Origin of the sequence: Saccharopolyspora shandongensis (assembly GCF_900106995.1) — a bacterium.
GTDB lineage: Bacteria > Actinomycetota > Actinomycetes > Mycobacteriales > Pseudonocardiaceae > Saccharopolyspora > Saccharopolyspora shandongensis.
Genome location: NZ_FNOK01000005.1, coordinates 43,636 through 60,763, shown reverse-complemented (window position 1 = coordinate 60,763; position 17,128 = coordinate 43,636). Strand labels below are relative to the sequence as shown.

Annotated in this window: 14 protein-coding genes; 3 read left to right on the top strand and 11 right to left on the bottom strand. The window is 70.9% G+C overall.

Annotated elements, in window-relative coordinates; genetic code table 11:
- Positions 1-56 precede the first annotated feature (56 nt).
- Together BLW84_RS06830 and BLW84_RS06825 are read right to left on the bottom strand one after the other, a co-directional pair.
- Positions 57-740 (bottom strand): hypothetical protein, encoded by a 684-nt coding sequence (locus BLW84_RS06830; RefSeq protein WP_093263052.1) that lies wholly within the window; start codon positions 738-740, stop codon positions 57-59.
- Positions 741-791: 51 nt separating this feature from the next.
- Positions 792-1,805, bottom strand: coding sequence for a DUF6461 domain-containing protein (locus BLW84_RS06825; protein ID WP_093262565.1), 1,014 nt, complete (start codon positions 1,803-1,805; stop codon positions 792-794).
- Positions 1,806-2,099: 294 nt separating this feature from the next.
- Here BLW84_RS06825 and BLW84_RS47275 point away from each other — a divergent pair, with 294 nt between their 5' ends.
- Positions 2,100-2,651 (top strand): dihydrofolate reductase family protein, encoded by a 552-nt coding sequence (locus BLW84_RS47275; RefSeq protein WP_177226326.1) that lies wholly within the window; start codon positions 2,100-2,102, stop codon positions 2,649-2,651.
- Between the two features lie 56 nt (positions 2,652-2,707).
- Here the strand turns inward: BLW84_RS47275 and BLW84_RS06815 are convergent, their stop codons facing one another.
- From BLW84_RS06815 to BLW84_RS06790, 6 genes are all read right to left on the bottom strand, one after another.
- Positions 2,708-6,661: a caspase, EACC1-associated type gene (locus BLW84_RS06815; protein WP_143060878.1), complete on the bottom strand. Its 3,954-nt coding sequence runs from the start codon at positions 6,659-6,661 to the stop codon at positions 2,708-2,710.
- A gap of 8 nt (positions 6,662-6,669) precedes the next feature.
- Positions 6,670-7,068, bottom strand: a complete 399-nt coding sequence (locus tag BLW84_RS06810; RefSeq protein WP_093262561.1) for an effector-associated constant component EACC1 — start codon at positions 7,066-7,068, stop codon at positions 6,670-6,672.
- Between the two features lie 75 nt (positions 7,069-7,143).
- Positions 7,144-8,175 (bottom strand): methionine synthase, encoded by a 1,032-nt coding sequence (locus BLW84_RS06805; RefSeq protein WP_093262560.1) that lies wholly within the window; start codon positions 8,173-8,175, stop codon positions 7,144-7,146.
- A 53-nt stretch (positions 8,176-8,228) separates the two neighbouring features.
- Complete coding sequence (locus tag BLW84_RS06800; protein ID WP_093262559.1) at positions 8,229-9,761, bottom strand: fatty acyl-CoA synthetase; 1,533 nt, start codon at positions 9,759-9,761, stop codon at positions 8,229-8,231.
- Between the two features lie 64 nt (positions 9,762-9,825).
- A complete protein-coding gene (locus tag BLW84_RS06795) occupies positions 9,826-10,602 on the bottom strand; it encodes an alpha/beta fold hydrolase (protein WP_093263046.1) in 777 nt (258 codons plus the stop codon).
- Positions 10,603-10,640: 38 nt separating this feature from the next.
- Positions 10,641-11,171: a TetR/AcrR family transcriptional regulator gene (locus BLW84_RS06790; protein ID WP_093262558.1), complete on the bottom strand. Its 531-nt coding sequence runs from the start codon at positions 11,169-11,171 to the stop codon at positions 10,641-10,643.
- Between the two features lie 86 nt (positions 11,172-11,257).
- Between BLW84_RS06790 and BLW84_RS06785 the strand changes: the two genes are divergently transcribed.
- Positions 11,258-12,439, top strand: coding sequence for an FAD-dependent monooxygenase (locus tag BLW84_RS06785; protein WP_093262553.1), 1,182 nt, complete (start codon positions 11,258-11,260; stop codon positions 12,437-12,439).
- Complete coding sequence (locus BLW84_RS06780) at positions 12,436-13,269, top strand: alpha/beta fold hydrolase (RefSeq protein ID WP_245760990.1); 834 nt, start codon at positions 12,436-12,438, stop codon at positions 13,267-13,269. The genes BLW84_RS06785 and BLW84_RS06780 overlap by 4 nt, the downstream gene beginning before the upstream one ends.
- 34 nt (positions 13,270-13,303) lie before the next feature.
- On the opposite strand, the gene mnmA is transcribed toward BLW84_RS06780, so the two are convergent.
- The 3 genes from mnmA to BLW84_RS06765 form a co-directional block, all read right to left on the bottom strand.
- Positions 13,304-14,392, bottom strand: coding sequence for a tRNA 2-thiouridine(34) synthase MnmA (gene mnmA, locus BLW84_RS06775; protein ID WP_093262552.1), 1,089 nt, complete (start codon positions 14,390-14,392; stop codon positions 13,304-13,306).
- Between the two features lie 3 nt (positions 14,393-14,395).
- The gene (locus BLW84_RS06770) at positions 14,396-15,631 is read right to left on the bottom strand and encodes a cysteine desulfurase family protein (RefSeq protein ID WP_093262551.1); all 1,236 of its coding nucleotides are present in this window, start codon (positions 15,629-15,631) and stop codon (positions 14,396-14,398) included.
- Between the two features lie 64 nt (positions 15,632-15,695).
- Positions 15,696-17,060, bottom strand: a complete 1,365-nt coding sequence (locus BLW84_RS06765; RefSeq protein WP_093262550.1) for an MFS transporter — start codon at positions 17,058-17,060, stop codon at positions 15,696-15,698.
- Between the last annotated feature and the right edge of the window lie 68 nt (positions 17,061-17,128).

Below are 17,128 nucleotides of genomic sequence, written 5' to 3'. Positions count from 1 at the left end.
AACGGCACGCACGACGCGTCGTGAGTGACGAATCCGGTAAGAACCGGACTCAGCGCTCACGACTCGGGCGGCGCGGCCGCGGTGCGGTCCAGTTCGCGGACCAGTTCGCGGAGTTCCAGCAGGCCGATCGCGCCCTCCGGTTCGAGTTCCGCGGTCTCCACCCGGCCCAGCCGGTCGGCGGCCAGCCGCTCGCCGAGGGTGGCGTCCAGCGGCAGGAACGTCAGGGCCCGACGCGCGTTCTCCTCCAGGCCGCTGAAGCCGGGGTGGTAGACGGCGACGTCGACGAGCCTCTCCGCCTCGTCGACCTGGGCGACGACGCGGACGTCGGCCAGCGGGTACTTCTCGCCCCGCAGGTTCACGGTGACCTCGGTCGGATCGGGCACCGGCGGCACCGAGTCGTGGTACTCCCACAGCGTGTCGGCCGGCGGTGCGGCGGCCATCCAGGCGTCGGTGTGGGGGCGCAGCTCCGGGTCGGCCTGGCCGCTGACGACCAGCGCGTACACGGCCTTCTCGCCGTGCTCGATGGCGAAGGTCAGGTTCGGGTGCACCTCGGCGAGCGCCTCGGCGACCAGGCTCTCGATCCGATGCGGCACGCTGTCGCCGAGCGCGGAGGCGATCTCCGGCAGCAGGTCGTCCCACCGCTGCCAGAACCGCTCGGCGGCCTGGGCGTGGACATCGGCCTCGGGAGCCTCGGCGGTGCCCGTGGCTTCGGCGTCGCGACGACGGAGGAACCTGAACATGCCCACCATTGTGCCGGGCGAGGTGCTGTCTCCGGGTCCGATCCCGCGGACTCACCTGGCCGGCGGGCCACCCAGCTCGGCGGCGACGATGCGGACGAGGTCACCGACGCCGCGTACCTGCCGGGCCTCGGCCAGCGTGCCGGCGAGCGCGTTCAGCGGATCTTCGTGGGTCGCCTGGCGCAGCGCTTCCGCGGCGCGCAGCTGGTTGCGGATCTTGCTGTTCGGGCGGGCCCAGGTGCTCTGCCAGGCCCATTCCCGGACCACCGAGCAGAGCACGCCGCGGTCGATCGCGGGCCCGCCGCTCAGCGAGGACAAGGCCTCCCGCACGACGGGGGCGTCCGCGCAATCGGCGACGCCGACGGCGTGCCGCGCCACCGCGGCGACGGCCCGCCGCAGGTCGGGGTGGGTGGCGGTGCCCAGCGCCGCGATCAGTTCGGGCGGGAAGCCGGGGATCCTGTCCAGCGGATCGGGCACGGTCACCAGGTCGTCGGGCCACGGCGCGACCGGGAAGGTCTGGAAGTCGCCGGCGAGCCAGACCGGGCTCGGCGACAGCCCGGTCAGCCGCCCCGACAACGCCAGCATCAGCGCCACCGGGTCGGCCTGGGACCAGGGCAGGTCGGCGCGGGCGGCTTCCAGTTCGTCCGGTCGGCTGCCCTCCCGGTACTCCGGAAGCACGGCCTCGAACGACGTCCGGACGTCGCCGCGAACCGCGTGGGAGAAGCGCGTGAGGGTGCTCGCGTCCCAGAACACCGACACGGCGGCCTGCCGCGCGACATTCCGCAGCACCTCCGGCCGCTGCCCCTGCCGGCCGTTGTCCTCGACCACCAGCACCCAGTCGTCGATCCGCCGGAGCGCGATCATGGGGTGTTTCTCCTGGTGGGCGAAGGCCTCCTCGCAGAAGTCATCGATGTCCAGCACCCGGCCGAGCCCGGCGACCGCACCGAAGTCCGTGGCCACCTGGTCGACGTCGGCGCCCCGGACGAAGGTCAGGCAAGCCGCCTCCTGAATGGTGCTCCGCCGAATCCACCCGGCCTGCTCGAGCTCGCTGACGCAATGACTGCCCACGCGTTCTTCCTACCAGCGCAAGGACTTCCGCACGCCCGATTCCGAAAAAGACGTCCAGGCAAGAAATCGCCACGGCGACCGCGGGCCGCATCCAGTCCACTGAGGACTATGCGAGCCGCAGCGTCGTCGATCCCCCCGAAACCGGTAGCAGTCCACAAGCACTCCCTGTTACCCTTCGAGTGCTTGCAATTTGCAACCACTCGGCTTCGGCGGACCGCACCTGCCCTCCCGGAGTTCACCGGCCGCGACAGGACTACGCGCGCCGGCACGCAGACGAGATCGGAGATCGAATCCGTGCGCAAACTCTTCTCCTACGTGGCGATCAGCCTCGACGGCTACTACGAAGGCCCGAACGGCGAGTTCGACTGGCCGAACGTCGACGCGGAGTACTTCGAGTTCGCCAACCAGAGCGACGCCTACATCGACACGCTGCTGTTCGGCCGGACGGGATACGAGCACATGGCCGCGCACTGGCCGGACGCCACCGGGCCCGACCCCGAGATCGTCGAGTTCATGAACAGCGTGCCGAAGGTCGTGGTCTCCGCCACCCTCGAGAAGGCGGAGTGGAACAACACGACCCTCGTCGGTAGCGACGACCTCGCCGAAACCGTCAAGGCGCTGAAACAGCAGCCGGGCAAGGAGATCGCGCTCTTCGGCAGCGTGCAGCTGACGGCGAGCCTGCTCGAACTCGGCCTGATCGACGAGCTGCGCGTGCTCGTCAACCCGCTCATCCTGGGCGAAGGCCGCTCCCTGTTCTCGACGCTGAACAGGCGCATCCACCTCGAACTGTGGCGGACCACGACGTTCCGCTCCGGCAACGTCCTGCTGACGTACCGCCCCGCCTGAACCGCGCGAACTCGCACCACCGGCACATGGCACGGGTCGCCGTCGTCCACTGAGGACTAGGCGGACGGCGGCATCTCGGCCACCTGAATCATGTCGTTCCTCCGTCCGCGGACGAAGCGTCCCCGCCCCGGCGGCCGCGGCACCGACGCCACGCCCGGCAGCAGCTCCCCGTCCCGCGGATCGCCGCCGAGCACCACCGTCGCGCAACCGGCCGCACGCAGCTTGCCGAGGAATCGCGTGGTCAGGGCGTCGCCGATGTTGACGGAGTTCCGGCTGACGATCAGGTGCACCCCGACTTCGCCGCCGCGCACCAGGTGGTCCGCGTAGCGCTGCAGCGGGTCGGGACGGCCCGATCGCGGGTCCGACGAGATCAGCCCGCAGTCCTCGATGATCAGGAAGACCTCGCGCGGCCGCTCGGCTCCGCTGCGGGGCCGGGACAGGCGTTGCTCGATCCGGAACGCCGTCTCCGCGAGGATGCGCTCGAACTCCCCGCGCACCGCGGCGTAACCGAACTGCGGGCCGTCCGCCTCGCCGAGCAGGCCGCGCTTGGGATCCAGCACGATGATGTCGCACTCGTCCGCCGCGTGCAGCCGCTTGATCTCGGCGATCACCAACCGCACCAGGTTCGTCTTGCCGGAGCCCCGCTCCCCCAAGCACAACAGGTGCGGATGCTCCTCGAGATCGAGCTCGGCCATTCTGCCGATACCCACTGCTCGGCCCAGCAAGATATGCGGGTTCTCGCGGTCCTCGACCTGCGAATAGGTGATGCGCGGCGACGCGAGCAGGACCTGGTCCTGCACGGACTCGCCCGGCCAGGCGCTCGCGATGCGTCGCGACAGAGCGCGGGTGTTCTCGTACTGCGGGTCCAGTTGGTCATCTGCGTCCAGCTGCGGCAAGGCGGCGCGGAACTCCCTCCCGTTCACGGTCCCGCGCCCGCTGTCCGCACCACCGAGTTCCAGCCGAACCTGGTGCTGGAATCCCCAGCCCAGGTCCTCATCGCCCTCGCAATCCCCGGAGATGATCACGTGGATACCGTGATCCGAGCCGTCCTGCAGCAACGTGCGAACGTTCGGGACCAGCTCGGCGAACGCGTCCGCCAATTGATGCCACTGCTCGATCACGAGGAATGACCGCACGTGAGCGCCTTCTCGCCGCGCCTTCCGCTCACTGAGCAGATCGACCAGGAAGTCCACGACCGCAGCGGCGATTTCCCCGTCTCCGATCGCCGCAACCCCGACGACATGTGGCAGCTCGGACAGCACGGCTTCGCAGGAGTACCCGCCACCCGCGCCTATGAAGTAGAACTGCGCCTCCTCGGGGGTGTGCGTCAGGGCTACGGCGAGTATGACGGCACGGGTGAGATCGGCCTTCCCGCTGAACGGGCGGCCCTGGATCGCGATGCTGCCGAACGGCACCACCAGCGGCTCCGCTTCGCCGGTCTCGGGGGAGTCCACCAGCCCGATGGGAACTTCGGTGGCGCGCTCAAACGCCACCGCGGACAAGCCTCGTTCGCCCTGCACCAACGTGCCCAGCACATCGCCGAGCGCGATCGGAGCTGCAAGCGGTGCGCGCAGTTCGGCGGGCCGCACCGGCACTGCTCGGTTGACCCGGGCGATCAGCTCGGCCCAGGACCTCATGCCGGGCGCCCAGGCGCGGAACTTGATCGGCGGCCTGGCCTCAGCCTTGAAGAACCCCTGTCCAGGTTCGTCCTCGTCCAGCTCGGCGGCCGCCGGGATTCCCAACAGCTCCAGCGAATCACGCTCGGCAGCGGTTCGATGCACGATCCAGAACCGGCAGAGTTCCGCTATCTCCAGGAACCGGGTGTCCGCGATGCTGGATGCCATCACGATCACGTGCACGCCCACATCCGGTCCGAGTTCCATGACTTCGCGCAGTTGCGGCACCAACTCGGGTACGCGCACCAGCGCCTCGGTGAAGTCTTGGATGGCGACGACGAGTCGGGGCGTAGTCCCGCGGCCAGCCCAAGCAGGACTTCGACGACGAGTTATCTCACGGTGGATGTCCCTGAGGCGGTTGGCCAGTTCGCTCTTCTCCGCGTACGACACGGCCATGTGCGCGACCACGTGCGGCATCTCGGAAAGCCCCTGGACGACAGGGCTCGAAATCGGCGATGCCTGCAGGAGTACGACGTTCAGGTCGGCTGGCGAGTGGGCCAGCATCAGCAGGAACAGCAGCGACCCCAAGGTCTGGACGGCCCCGGACCCCGGTGGCCCGACGATCATCCCGTGCGGCCCCACACCTCCGAAAGCAGCGGATCTCAGGTCGAGGTGGACGGTCCTGCCGAACTCGTCCACACCGATCGGAACTCGCAGCCAATCGGGATGGTTCGCATCGCGCCAAGCCTTCGGCGGGTCGAACGGCGGGCCGACGCCCAGGATCCGTTCCGGATTGAACTTTCGGTCGTGGTGGCGGTGCTGCTTCTGCTGCGCGATGCCTTCGATCATCGACACCATCTCCTGGTGCCGCGGCTCAGCCCCGGTCGACGAGTTCGGGACGGCAACTTGGAAGGTCCCGGCGGCAGTGGTCGCCTCCACTGGCCGATCCGGCCCCGCGCTTGCCGCCAGGTCGACCTTGCCGCGCAGGTTGGGCAGCATGTCGCCGGAGATCCGCGACCACGAACGCGTGGCCACGACGACGTGCACGCCGAAGCTGGCGCCCGTGTCCGCGATCTTCTCCGCCTGCCTGACCAGTGCCGGGTTCTCGGCGGCGAAGGCTTCCCAGCGATCTATCACCAGGATCACGTCCTGCTGCGGGCCGTCTGCTCGCAGATCGCGATTGCGCCGCGCGGCGCGGAATTCGCTCAGCGAATCGAACGAGTGCTGCCTGAACGTCGCGCGTCGCGCGGAGATGCTCCGCTCGATCTCGTCCAACAACTGCCGGACCTTGGTGCTTTCATCAGGCCCGAGAACCCAACTGACGTGCGGAAGCTTCCCGAAAGCCCCGAACCTGCTCTCGGAGTCGATGATGATGATCTCGACTTCCTCGGGTTCCGAGTCGGCTGCCAGACTCAGCAGCAGGGTTCGCAGGAACTGGCTCTTGCCTGACTGCGTTGGGCCGACAACCGCGAGATGGCTGTCGGGTTCGGCCAGGCTCAGCATGAACGGCTCCTGGGCCGCATCGGCACCGAGGGTGCCCACCACGACGTTCAGTGTGCTGCCCGCCGGAGGCATGGTCGGGATGGCCTTCACGAGCAGGGGCCCAAGGGCTGCCGGTACGGACTTCGCCGGGAAGGGAAGGGGAAATTCCGCAACAGGCGCCGAGGCGGTCCGGGCGATGAAGAAGTCGCCGGCCATCCGGGTCTCGCGGGACGGGGTCTGCCGCTGCCCTTCGAGCTCGCGGAACACGTAGTTGTAGAGCTCGTCACCGGTGATCAGGCCGTCGCCGTCGATGTCGGCGGCGCCGGTGCGGATGCCCTTCAGCACCGCGCGGGTAAACAGCGACGAGGGCACCGGGTCGCTGGAGGTGAGCTCGTCGCCCTCGTAGGCGTACTCGACCGCGCTGGTCGCGGTCATGATGTAGGTGCCCCGGCCGACCAGCTGGCGCAGGTCGATCCCCTCGGCCGACTTGGGCACCAGGCCGTGCGAGAAGGCTCCGCTGTAGCAGCAGTCCAGCAGCACCACCTTCGTCCCGGCCTGGGAAGCGCTCAGCTGGTGCTGGACGAACACCGAACCGACCGCGGAGGACTCGATCCGGTCCAGCTCGGTGTTGCAGGCGGCGAACAGCAGCTGGCCATGGTCGTTCTTGATCCCGTGGCACGACAGGTAGAGCAGCACCAGGTCGTCCGGCCCGGCTTCCTGGAACGCTTCCTCGATGCCGCGCTCGATCTGGCGCTTGGACTCGTTGCGCAGCACCTCGACCTGGTCGAAGGCACCCTGCGACAGCAGGACCTGTTGCAGCTCCTCGGCTTCCCCCGCAGGCGCGCGAAGCCTGCGCAGCCCCGGGTCGCCGTACATCGAGGTCGCGATCAGCAACGCGGTCCGGCGGCCCACCACGCCGCCTACCGCTGGTCCGAGGCGCCGCCGTCGGGGTCCTCGTCGAGGAGCTTCGCCGCGATGGCTTCGACCAGCAGGTGCTGGTCCTTCGCGGTCAGGCCGTCGAATTCGACCTTCTCGCCGTCCCTTTCGATGCTCACCCGGCGGGCCTTGGCCTGGTCGAAGCGCGCGACCAGCACCTTCGCGCACGCCGCCGCCGTGGCCGCGGAGAAGATGCCGCTCAGCACGAGTTGCCCGATTTCCAGCGCCGCCCCGGATTTCGCGCCATCCGGGCCCCGGCCGCGCACCCGGTCCACCCGGACCGCGCCCAGCTCACGCAGCTCGGCGAGCAGCCGTTGCGTCAGGTTCTCCAGGCGCTCCGGGGTGTCCTCGGACAGGTCGAAACCGACCAGCCAGCGGGCCATTTCGCCAACCTCCGCAGCTAGGCATCTCGATCTTCCTCACGGTAGCCGATCGATCACGCTGCGGAGGACGGTTCGCTACTGCTCGGCTTCGTCGGCGAAGAGCTTCGCGAGATCCCGGGTGAGGCTGATCGCCCGGCGGGACCAGGCCGGTGTCGCGCCCGCGAGGCCGCAGGTCGGCGTCGGGACGCTGCGCTCGGCCAGCGCCTTGCGGCCGAAGCCGAGGCGGGAGGCCAGGCCGAGGGCCGGCTGGGCGATCTGGCGCAGCCGCGCTTCGCCCGCCGGTTGGGTGCTCGGGACCAGGCCGAGGAACAGGGTCGTGCCCTCTTCCCACGCCTCGCCGAGCTCATCGGCGAAGGAACCGGTCACGTCGCCGAGCTTCGTCGCGTCCAGCGCGATCGCCCCGGCCCCGGCACGGCGCAGCAACGCCACCGGCGGGCGGGCGGCGCAGCAGTGCACGACCACGGGCGATTCCGTTGCGGCCGCGAGCTTCTCGATCACCTCGGCCAGCAAGCGCTGCGCGTCAGGCTCCGGGACGGCGGGCACCTTGCCGTAGCCGGAGGGCGTGGGCAGCGCCCCGGCCAGCACCGCGGGCAGGGCGGGCTCGTCGAGCTGCACGACGACCCGGGAGCCGGTGCGGGCGGCGACCTGCTCGGCATGCGCGATCAGGCCCTCGGTCAGCGACTCCGCGAAGTCGCGCAGCGCGCCCTGGTCGGTCAGCACCCGGTGCCCGCGGTGCAGCTCGATCCCGGCCGACAGCGTCCACGGGCCCGCAGCCTGCACCTTCACCGCGCGCGGCGCGCCCGCTTCGGACGCCGCCTGCTCGACGGCGTCCAGGTCCCAGCGCAGCAGGTCGACGGCGCGGCGCTGGTCCCGGCCGGGCCGGGCGGCGACCCGGTAGCCGGAGGGCACCACTTCGACGGCGAGGTCGACCAGCAGGCCGGCGGTGCGGCCGAGGATGTCGGCGCCGACCCCACGCCCCGGCAACTCTGGGAAGGGCATCAGGCCCGGCAGTTCGCCGACGACCGTGCGTGCCACCTCGACCGGATCGGACCCGGGCATCGAGCCGATGGCGGTGGCGATCCCGGGGCCCCAAGCTGCGTCACTCACCCCGCCATTATCGACGGCCCGCCGGCACCTGGCCGACCGGCCACCGCGCCGGGTCAGCCGGTGAAGTGGTCGCGGAGGACGCGCTTGAGGAGCTTGCCCGAGCTGTTGCGCGGCAGGTCGTCGACGAAGCGGATCTCCTTCGGCACCTTGAAACCGGCCAGGCCGCCGCGTGCGTGTTCCAGCAGCTCCGCCTCCGACACGTCGGCCTTGGTGACCACCACGGCCGCGATGCGCTCGATCCACTTCGGGTCGGGCACCGCGATCACCGCCACCTCGGCCACCGCCGGGTGGGTGTACAGCGCGTCCTCCACCTCGCGGGAGGCGACCAGCACTCCGCCGGTGTTGATGACGTCCTTGATCCGGTCGACGACGAAGCAGTAGCCCGCCGAGTCTCGCCGGACGAGGTCGCCGGAGTGGAACCAGCCGCCGCGGAACGCCTCGGCGGTCTCCTCGGGCTTGTTCCAGTACCCGGTGCACAGCTGCGGCGAGCGGTAGACGATCTCGCCCAGCTCCCCCGGTGCGACCTCGTCGCCCTGCTCGTCGACGACCTTCGCTTCCACGAAGAGCACCGGCCGACCGGCGGAATCCGGCCGCTCGTCGTGTTCCTCGGGCCGCAGCACCGTCGCGAGTGGAGCGATCTCGGATTGCCCGAAGCAGTTGTAGAAACCGAGCTCCGGCAGCCGTTCGCGCAGCCGCTGCAGCACTGGCCCGGGCATGATCGAGGCGCCGTAGTAGGCCTTGCGCAGGGTCGTCAGGTCGCGGGTGGCGAAGTCGGCGTGGTTGGCCAGCGCCACCCAAACCGTTGGTGCGGCGAAGAACGCGCTGATCCCCTCGTCCTCGATGCGCCGCAGCACGTCGCCCGGATCGGGCGTCTCCACCAACCGGCTGGTGGATCCGATCATCAGCTGCGGCAACAGGAACACGTGCATCTGCGCCGAGTGGTACAGCGGCATCACGTGCAGCGGCCGGTCGTCCTCGCGGAAGTCCAGCGCCACCACGCAGGACACGTACTCGTGCAGCAGCGCGCGATGCGTCATCATCGCGCCCTTGGGCTGCGAGGTCGTGCCCGAGGTGTAGAGCAGCTGGACCAGCGCGTCGTCGGTGACGGCGACGTCCAGCTCCGGCACCGGGCCGTCGATGCACTGCGCCAGCAGCGAATCCGGGCTGTCCCGCAGCGGGATCACGCGCAGGACCGACGCCTGCGCGCGGATTTCGCCGAGCCGGTCCGCGAGGGCCGGGTCCACCAGCGCGGTGCTGCTGCCGGACTGCTCCAGCAGGTAGGCGAGTTCGCCCGAGGTCAGGTTGTAGTTGATCGGCACGTGCACCAGCCCGGCCCTGGCGCAGGCGAGGAATCCGATCAGGTAGGCGTCGGAGTTCTTGCCGTAGGCCGCGATCCGGTCGCCTTGGCGCGCCCCGGCGGCCAGCAGCGCGGCGGCGGCGCGGGTGACGGCGGCGTCGAGCTCGGCGTAGGTCCAGGCCCGCTCCTGCCCGGCGCTGTCGACGAATCGCAACGCCTCGCGCTCCGGGACTCGCGCGGCGCTGCGCCGCAAGACGTCTGCGACCGTGCTGGCACGAAGATCGAGCACAGGGCCTCCCTGTTCGCGGCGTGATGCCAGACACTAACCGCGAAACCGGCCCCGCACTAGACCGTCAGCGACGCCACAACTCGCGCAGCGCGGCGTTGACGGCAGCGGGTCGCTGGCTGTGCGGCCAGTGCGACGCGCCCGGCACCTGGAGGCGATCGGCGCCGATGCGCTCCGCCGTCACGCGCGCGCACTCCATGATCGGTTCCCCGCCGTGCTCGCGGTACGCCTGCGGGGCCTCGTCCCAGCCGCCGTTGACGACCAGCGCGGGCCAGGCCGCCGCGGCGAGCGGCTCGACCGGGATTTCCGCGCCCCAGGACGGGATCTCGTGCAGCGCGCTGCGCGTCGCCCGCACGAGCTCCGGAGTCACCGGCGGCGCCTCGAAGCCCACGGATTCGAAGTTGAGCCGAACCAGGTCCTCATCGGACAGATCGGGCGGCACCGACTCGAGGGCGTCCCGATTGCGCTCCAGCGCCGCGGCCACCAGCGGAGCATCGGCGGCGATCTGGAAGCAGGCCGGCTCGATGAGCGTCAGGGAGCGCACCGACTCCGGATTCCGCGCGGCGGCCAGCATCGCGACCACGGCACCCGAGGAGTGCCCGACCAGGTGCGCGCCGCCGTCGAGCAGTCCCGCGATGTCGTCGGCGTCCTGGGCGTAGTCGCTGCGCTCGACGTCCGGGCTGCGCCCGTAACCCCGCCGATCCGGCAGCACCAGGCGGAATTCCTCGGCCAGCGGGAGCTGGGCGCCGAACCCGAATGCCTCGTGCACGGCCCAGGTGCCGGAGCCGTGCACGAAAACCGCGCGAGCACCGTCGCCCAGCTCCGTCACGTGCAGTGCAGTCATGCGCACATTCTGTCGCAGCGCGACTGCGACGGACAAGATCAGGAGCCCAGCGCGGCGACGGCCGCTTCCAGCGCGGCGTCGCGGAACTCGTCCACCGGGCCGTCGGTGGTCGCGCAGTCCTGCAGGCCACCGATCGCGACGGTCGCCCGGGCGATCCGGGCCGGCGACGCGCCGGGACCGACCAGCAGGGCGTAGGTCCGTTCGCGCCAGGCGAGCATCTGCCGCATCAGGTCGAGCTGCGCCAGCGCCGAAACGTCCCGCAGGACCATCTCGAACACCTGCCGGTACCGCAGGACCACGTCGAAGTAGTCGGCGAGGAACTGCCGCGCGTCGACGTCGGCGGCCGCCTCGCGGTCGGCCAGCAGGTCCTCGACCTCGTCGACGAACGGCTGGACGATGCCGCGCACCAGGTCCGCCTTGGACGGGAAGTGGTAGTACAGCGCGGCTTTGGTGATGCCGAGCCGCTCGGCGACCTCCCGCAGGCTGGTCTTCTCGAACCCCTGGCGGGCGAACAGCTCCGCGGCGACCACGCGGATCTCGGCGCGGGTGTCGACCCGTGTCCTCGGCATCGGCGTCCTCCTCACCGCGAATCCTACAACTTGCCGCCCGGTAATTTACTTGCCGACCGGTAAGTAAGCGCGCTAGCTTGGGGCGCATGGACATCCTGATCTCCGGCGCCGGCATCGCCGGCCCGGCACTCGCGTTCTGGCTGCACAAGTACGGTTTCAACCCGACCGTGGTGGAACGGGCACCCGCGATCCGCCACGGCGGCTACGCCATCGACGTCCGCGGAGCGGCGGTCGAGGTCGCCGAGCGGATGGGCATCCTGGCGGACCTGCAGGCGGCCCGCACCGGGAATCGCGGCATGACCATCGCCGACAGCGCGCGCCGGCCGCTGGTCGAGGTGCGAATGGAAGAGCTGATGGGCGACGACGGCGACGTCGAACTCATGCGCGGCACGCTCAGCCGGATCCTCTACGAACGCACCGACGACACCGAGTACCTGCTGGGCGACTCCATCACCGCCATCGAGCAGCGCGCCGACGCGGTCCGCGTGACGTTCGAGCGCCACCCGCCGCGCGAATTCGACCTCGTGGTCGGCGCCGACGGGATGCACTCCACCGTCCGGCAGCTGGCGTTCGGCCCGGAAGCCGGCTTCCGCCGCTACCTCGGCTACCACATCTCGATCTTCAGCGTCGACAACTTCCTGGGCCTGGACCGCTGGACCGAGGTCTACAACACGCCGGGCAGGCTGGCTGGGCTGTACCGGGCGCGCACCGACGACGGCGCGAAGGCGATCCTCGGCTTCGCATCGCCGGAACTGCGCTTCGACCCCCGCGACCCGCAAACCCAGATCACGTTGCTGGACAAGGCCTTCACCGGCGGCTGGGAGGTGCCCAGGCTGCTCGAAGAGGCCCGCCGGGCACCGGACTTCTACTTCGACTCGATCTCCCAGATCCGCCTCGACGACTGGGCACGAGGCCGGGTGGTGCTGCTCGGCGACGCGGGCTACTGCCCGTCGCCGCTGTCCGGCCAGGGCTCCAGCCTCGCGCTGGTCGGCGCCTACGTGCTGGCCGGCGAACTGCTCGCCGCCGACGGCGACCACCGGATCGCGTTCCGCCGCTACGAGGCGGAAATGCGCGACTTCGTGACGCAGAACCAGAACACGGCGACGGAAGGCGCGAAGGCGCTGATCCCGAAGACGGCCACCGGCCTGTGGCTGCGCAACCAGATGTTCCGCCTGATGAGCCACTTCCCGCAGCTGAACGGCCTGTCCAAGGGAATCCGGAACGCCGCCAACGCGATCGACCTCCGCGACTACGCACCGACCTCGTGAACAGCGACATCTACCGAAGCGCCCGTGGACGAGAAGCCGTTGCGCGGTGGTGCACCGAACGGCTCGACGCATGGCCGGTACCGCACCAACGCCTGACGATCATCGCCAACGGCGTCGCCACCCACGCGGTCGTGGCCGGCGCGGGTCCGCGAACCGTGGTGTTCGTGCCCGGGACGAACTTCAACGCGGCCGGCTGCCTGCCGCTGGCCACCGCCCTGGCCCCGCAGTCCCGGGTGGTGCTGCCGGACGTTCCCGGCCAGCCCGGCCTCAGCAGCCCGATGCGAGTCCCCGCAGGAGAACGCCTGGCCTGGTACGGACGATGGCTGACCGACGTGATCGCCCAGACCGCCGAAGGCCCGGCCGTGCTCGTCGGCCACTCCCTGGGCGCGGCGATCGCGCTGTCCAGCAGCTCGCCCCTGGTCGTCCGGCAGGTTCTCGTGTCGCCCGGCGGCCTGGTGCGGGCGCGAACCGGGCCCGGCATCCTCGTTCCGGCCACGTCGTGGCTCCTCCGCCGCAGCCCGGCGGCCAGCGCGCGCCTCCTCGAAACCATGCACGCGCCGGAAAACCGCCCGCGCCGGGAACTGGTCGACTGGATGACGCTGATCGCCCGCCACGTCCGGTCGAGCTTGGATCCCGGCCGCGCCGTGGTGGCGGATCGTCGCGTGGACCGCGTGGTCGTCTCCGGGGCGCACGACAGGTACTTCCCGGCTCGCGCACTGGCTCCCGCGGTCCAGCGCTCACTTGGGCTGGAGCTCGGCGTGATCCCGTCCGCCGGGCACCTGAGCGTCGACGAACAGCCGGGCCACATCGCCGCGCTCGCCACCTCGTGAGCGAACGTCCCGGTTCTCACCGGGACGTTCCGCGTCAGCGGGTGGCGGAGATGATGGCGCTGCCGAGGACGAGGTCGCCCGCCGCGTCCGGGCGGTACAGGACGATCGCCTGCCCCGGCGCCACGCCGCGCAGCGGCTGGCGGAGCTGGACGCGGATGCCGTCCTCGTCGGCCTCGGCCACCGCCTCGGCCGTGCCGCCGTGGGCGCGCACCTGGATCACGCACTCCGTGGGCCCGTCCAGCGGCCGCTCGGACGGCCAGATCGGCCGCTTCGCGTCGATCTCGGTGACCGACAGCTGGTCCGCCGAGCCCACCTTGACGGTGCCCGACACCGGCTCCAGGGAAAGCACGTAGCGCGGCCGGCCGTCCGCGGCCGGCGCGTCGATGCCGAGCCCCTTGCGCTGGCCCACCGTGAACCCGTGCACCCCGGTGTGCTCGCCGAGCACCGCGCCGGTCTCGGCGTCGACCAGCTTGCCCGGCGCCTGGCCGAGCTTGTTCTCCAGGAACTTCTTGGTGTCGCCGTCCGGGATGAAGCAGATGTCGTGGCTGTCCGGCTTCTTGGCCACCGCCAGGTCCTGCTCCGCGGCCTCCACCCGCACCTCGGACTTCAGCGAGTCGCCGAGCGGGAACATCGAGTGCCGCAGCTGCTCGGCGGTCAGCGAGGCCAGCACGTAGGACTGGTCCTTGCCGTCGTCCCGGCTGCGCCGCAGCTCCGGCGCGCCGTCCACGATGGACAGCCGGGCGTAGTGGCCGGTGCAGACCGCGTCGAAGCCCAGCGCCATCGCCTTGTCCAGCAACGCCTCGAACTTGATCTTCTCGTTGCAGGTCAGGCACGGGTTCGGGGTGCGGCCCGCGGCGTACTCGCCGACGAAGGTCTCGATGACCTCCTCGGTGAACCGCTCCGCGAAGTCCCACACGTAGAACGGGATGCCCAGCAGGTCCGCGGCGCGGCGCGCGTCCCGGGAGTCCTCGATGGTGCAGCACCCGCGGGCGCCGGTGCGCAGCGTGCCGGGCTTCGCCGACAGCGCAAGGTGCACGCCGACCACGTCGTGGCCCGCGGCGACCGCCCGGGCGGCGGCGACGGCGGAATCCACGCCGCCGCTCATGGCTGCCAGTACTCGCACGCCTCACACCTCCGTGGCGGTGCTCGTCGGCCCCGCCGAAGATCGGCGCAACCCGGCCAGACCGGCGCTACGCGCTCGTTGCACCACCGGCCCGATGGCCTCGGTGAGTGCCTGTACATCGGCCGCGGTCGAGGTGTGCCCCAGCGAGAAGCGCAGCGACCCGCGCGCGGCCTTCGGGTCCGCCCCCATCGCCAGCAGCACGTGGCTGGGCTCCGAGACCCCCGCGGTGCAGGCGGAGCCGGTGGAGCACTCGATCCCCTTGGCGTCCAGCAACATCAGCAGGCTGTCGCCTTCGCAGCCGGGGAACGTGAAGTGCGCGTTGCCGGGCAGCCGCGACGGCCCGCCGCCCACGACGTCGTGCCCCGGATCGCCGTTGAGCACCACGTCCGGCACCACGGCGCGCACTCCGGCGACCAGCTCGTCGCGCAGCTTGATCAGCTGCGGCGCATGCGATTCGCGCGCGTCGACCGCCTCGCGCACGGCCGACGCCAAGCCCAGCACGCCGGGCGTGTCCAGGGTGCCGGACCGCACCTCGCGCTCCTGGCCGCCGCCGTGCAGCACCGGGGTGCACTTGACGTCCCGCGACAGCAGCAGCACGCCGACGCCGTACGGTCCGCCGACCTTGTGCCCGGTCATGGTCAGCGCCGCCACACCGGAGGCGGTGAAGTCCACCGGCAGCGTCTCGACGGCCTGCACGGCATCGGTGTGCAGCGGCACCCCGTATCGATCGGCGATCGCGGCCAGCTGCGCGATCTCGTTGACGGTGCCGACCTCGTTGTTGGCCCACATGACGGTGGCCACGGCCACGTCGTCCGGGTTCTCGGCGAGGGCCGCCTCGAACGCCTCCGGGCGCACCCGGCCGTGCGAGTCGGCCGCCAGCCAGGTCACCTCGGCGCCCTCGTGCTCGGCCAGCCATTCGACGGCGTCCAGCACCGCGTGGTGCTCAACGGTCGAGGCCAGCACGCGCCGCCGGGCCGGGTCCGCGGCCCGCCGCGCCCAGAAGATCCCCTTGACCGCCAGGTTGTCGCTCTCGGTGCCGCCCGCGGTGAACAGCACCTCCGACGGCCGCGCGCCCAGCGCGTCGGCGATGTCCTCGCGCGACTCCTCCACCGCACGGCGCGCCCGGCGACCCGAGGTGTGCAGGGACGAGGCGTTGCCGATCCTGGTCAACGCCTCGCTCATCGCTGCGACCGCCCCAGGCCGCATCGGTGTCGTGGCTGCGTGGTCGAGGTAAGTCATCGCGCTGTCCAGGGTAATGCAGGGCGAACCCGAGCCCACCTCGCGGTCCGGCGGAAGGCGCAGGTCAGGACGTTTGGTCGCGGGCCGAACGGACGAGCAGCAGGGCCCCCAGCACGGCGCCCACCACCAGCACCAGATCCAGCGGCACGACGCCCCAGGTCGGCGCGGTCGCGGTGGCCAGCGCACCGACCACGACACCACCGAGGCCCACCAGCGAAGCCTGCCCCAGCATGTCGGAGATCTGCAGCGCGGCCGAGTTGAACCCGCGCTCGCCCTCCGGAGACAGCGCGAGCACCCGCACGGCGGTGCTGGCCACCGCGATGCCCATGCCCCCACCGGCGACGAACCAGAAGGCGAACAGCAGCCAGTGCGGCCCCCACGCAGGCAAGGTCAGCGCCAGCCCGGCGATCCCGAAGCCGACCAGCAGGAATCCGGTCGCGACCACGTACTCCCGGCGCAGGTGGCGCTGCCTGCTCTGCCACAGGGCGCCGACGGTCCAGCCGATCGAACCGACGGTCAGCGGCATACCCGCGGTGGTCGGCGAATAGTGGTGCACCGCCGACAGCGCCAGCGGCACGAACGCCTGCGCGGTGAAGAACAACCCGGCGAGGAACCCGCGCGCGAGCACCATCACCGGAAGCCCGGGCCGCGCGAGGAGCGTGCCCTTGGGGAGCAGCAGGCGGATCGACGGCGCTATCACCACGATCCCGGCCAGGCCAACGAACAACGACGGCAGCGAGGGGTTCTGCGCGGCGAAGTTCAACGCCACCACCCCGGTCGCGGCACCCACCGCCGCGAGCGGCAGCCCGCGCCGCTGCGGCGACGGTTCGCCCGAGCGGGCGCCGAAGCGCCGCACCGTCGGGATCAGCATCAGCGTGCCGATGCACACCAGCGGAGCGAGGCCGAGGAACACCCAGCGCCAGCTCGCTTGTTCGGTGAGCAATCCCGCGATCAACGGCCCCACCAGCGCGGGCACCACCCACGCCGACGACAGCGCGCCGAACGCCGCGGGCCGGTCCTCCTCGGGGAAGACCCTGCCGATCATCACGTAGAGCGCGACGATCTGCACCCCGCCGCCGAGGCCCTGCAGCACCCGCGCGACGAGCAGGACCAGGATGTTCGGCGCAGCGGCGGCGACGACCAGCCCGACCGCGAACGTCGGCAGGGCGAGCAGCAGCGGAAGCGCGGGCCCGCGCTGGTCCGACAGCCTCCCGCCGATCACCGTGCCGATGGCGGCGGCCGCCAGGAAGACGGTGAACGGCCAGGAATACCAGTGCTGCGCATCGAGCTCGGCGACGATCGTGGGCAACGCGGTGCCCAACCCCATGGCCTCGAATGCGACGAGGGTGATGACCAGAATCAGTCCGGCGGTGAAGGTCCGTCGTTGGGGATTCCACAGGGCGCTCGGGGACTTCTCGACAGTGGCCACCCGACCAGCCTGCAACCTGCACCCCGGTCGAGGTCCAGCTCTTGTCGCCAAACCGGCGATTTCCACAC

Coding starts and splice junctions, on each gene's coding strand:
- BLW84_RS06830 (WP_093263052.1), bottom strand. CDS start 740: ATGTTCAGGTTCCTCCGTCGTCGCGACGCCGAAGCCACGGGCACCGCC.
- BLW84_RS06810 (WP_093262561.1), bottom strand. CDS start 7,068: ATGGCCCGCTGGCTGGTCGGTTTCGACCTGTCCGAGGACACCCCGGAG.
- BLW84_RS06795 (WP_093263046.1), bottom strand. CDS start 10,602: ATGACTGCACTGCACGTGACGGAGCTGGGCGACGGTGCTCGCGCGGTT.
- BLW84_RS06790 (WP_093262558.1), bottom strand. CDS start 11,171: ATGCCGAGGACACGGGTCGACACCCGCGCCGAGATCCGCGTGGTCGCC.
- BLW84_RS06785 (WP_093262553.1), top strand. CDS start 11,258: ATGGACATCCTGATCTCCGGCGCCGGCATCGCCGGCCCGGCACTCGCG.
- BLW84_RS06770 (WP_093262551.1), bottom strand. CDS start 15,631: ATGACTTACCTCGACCACGCAGCCACGACACCGATGCGGCCTGGGGCG.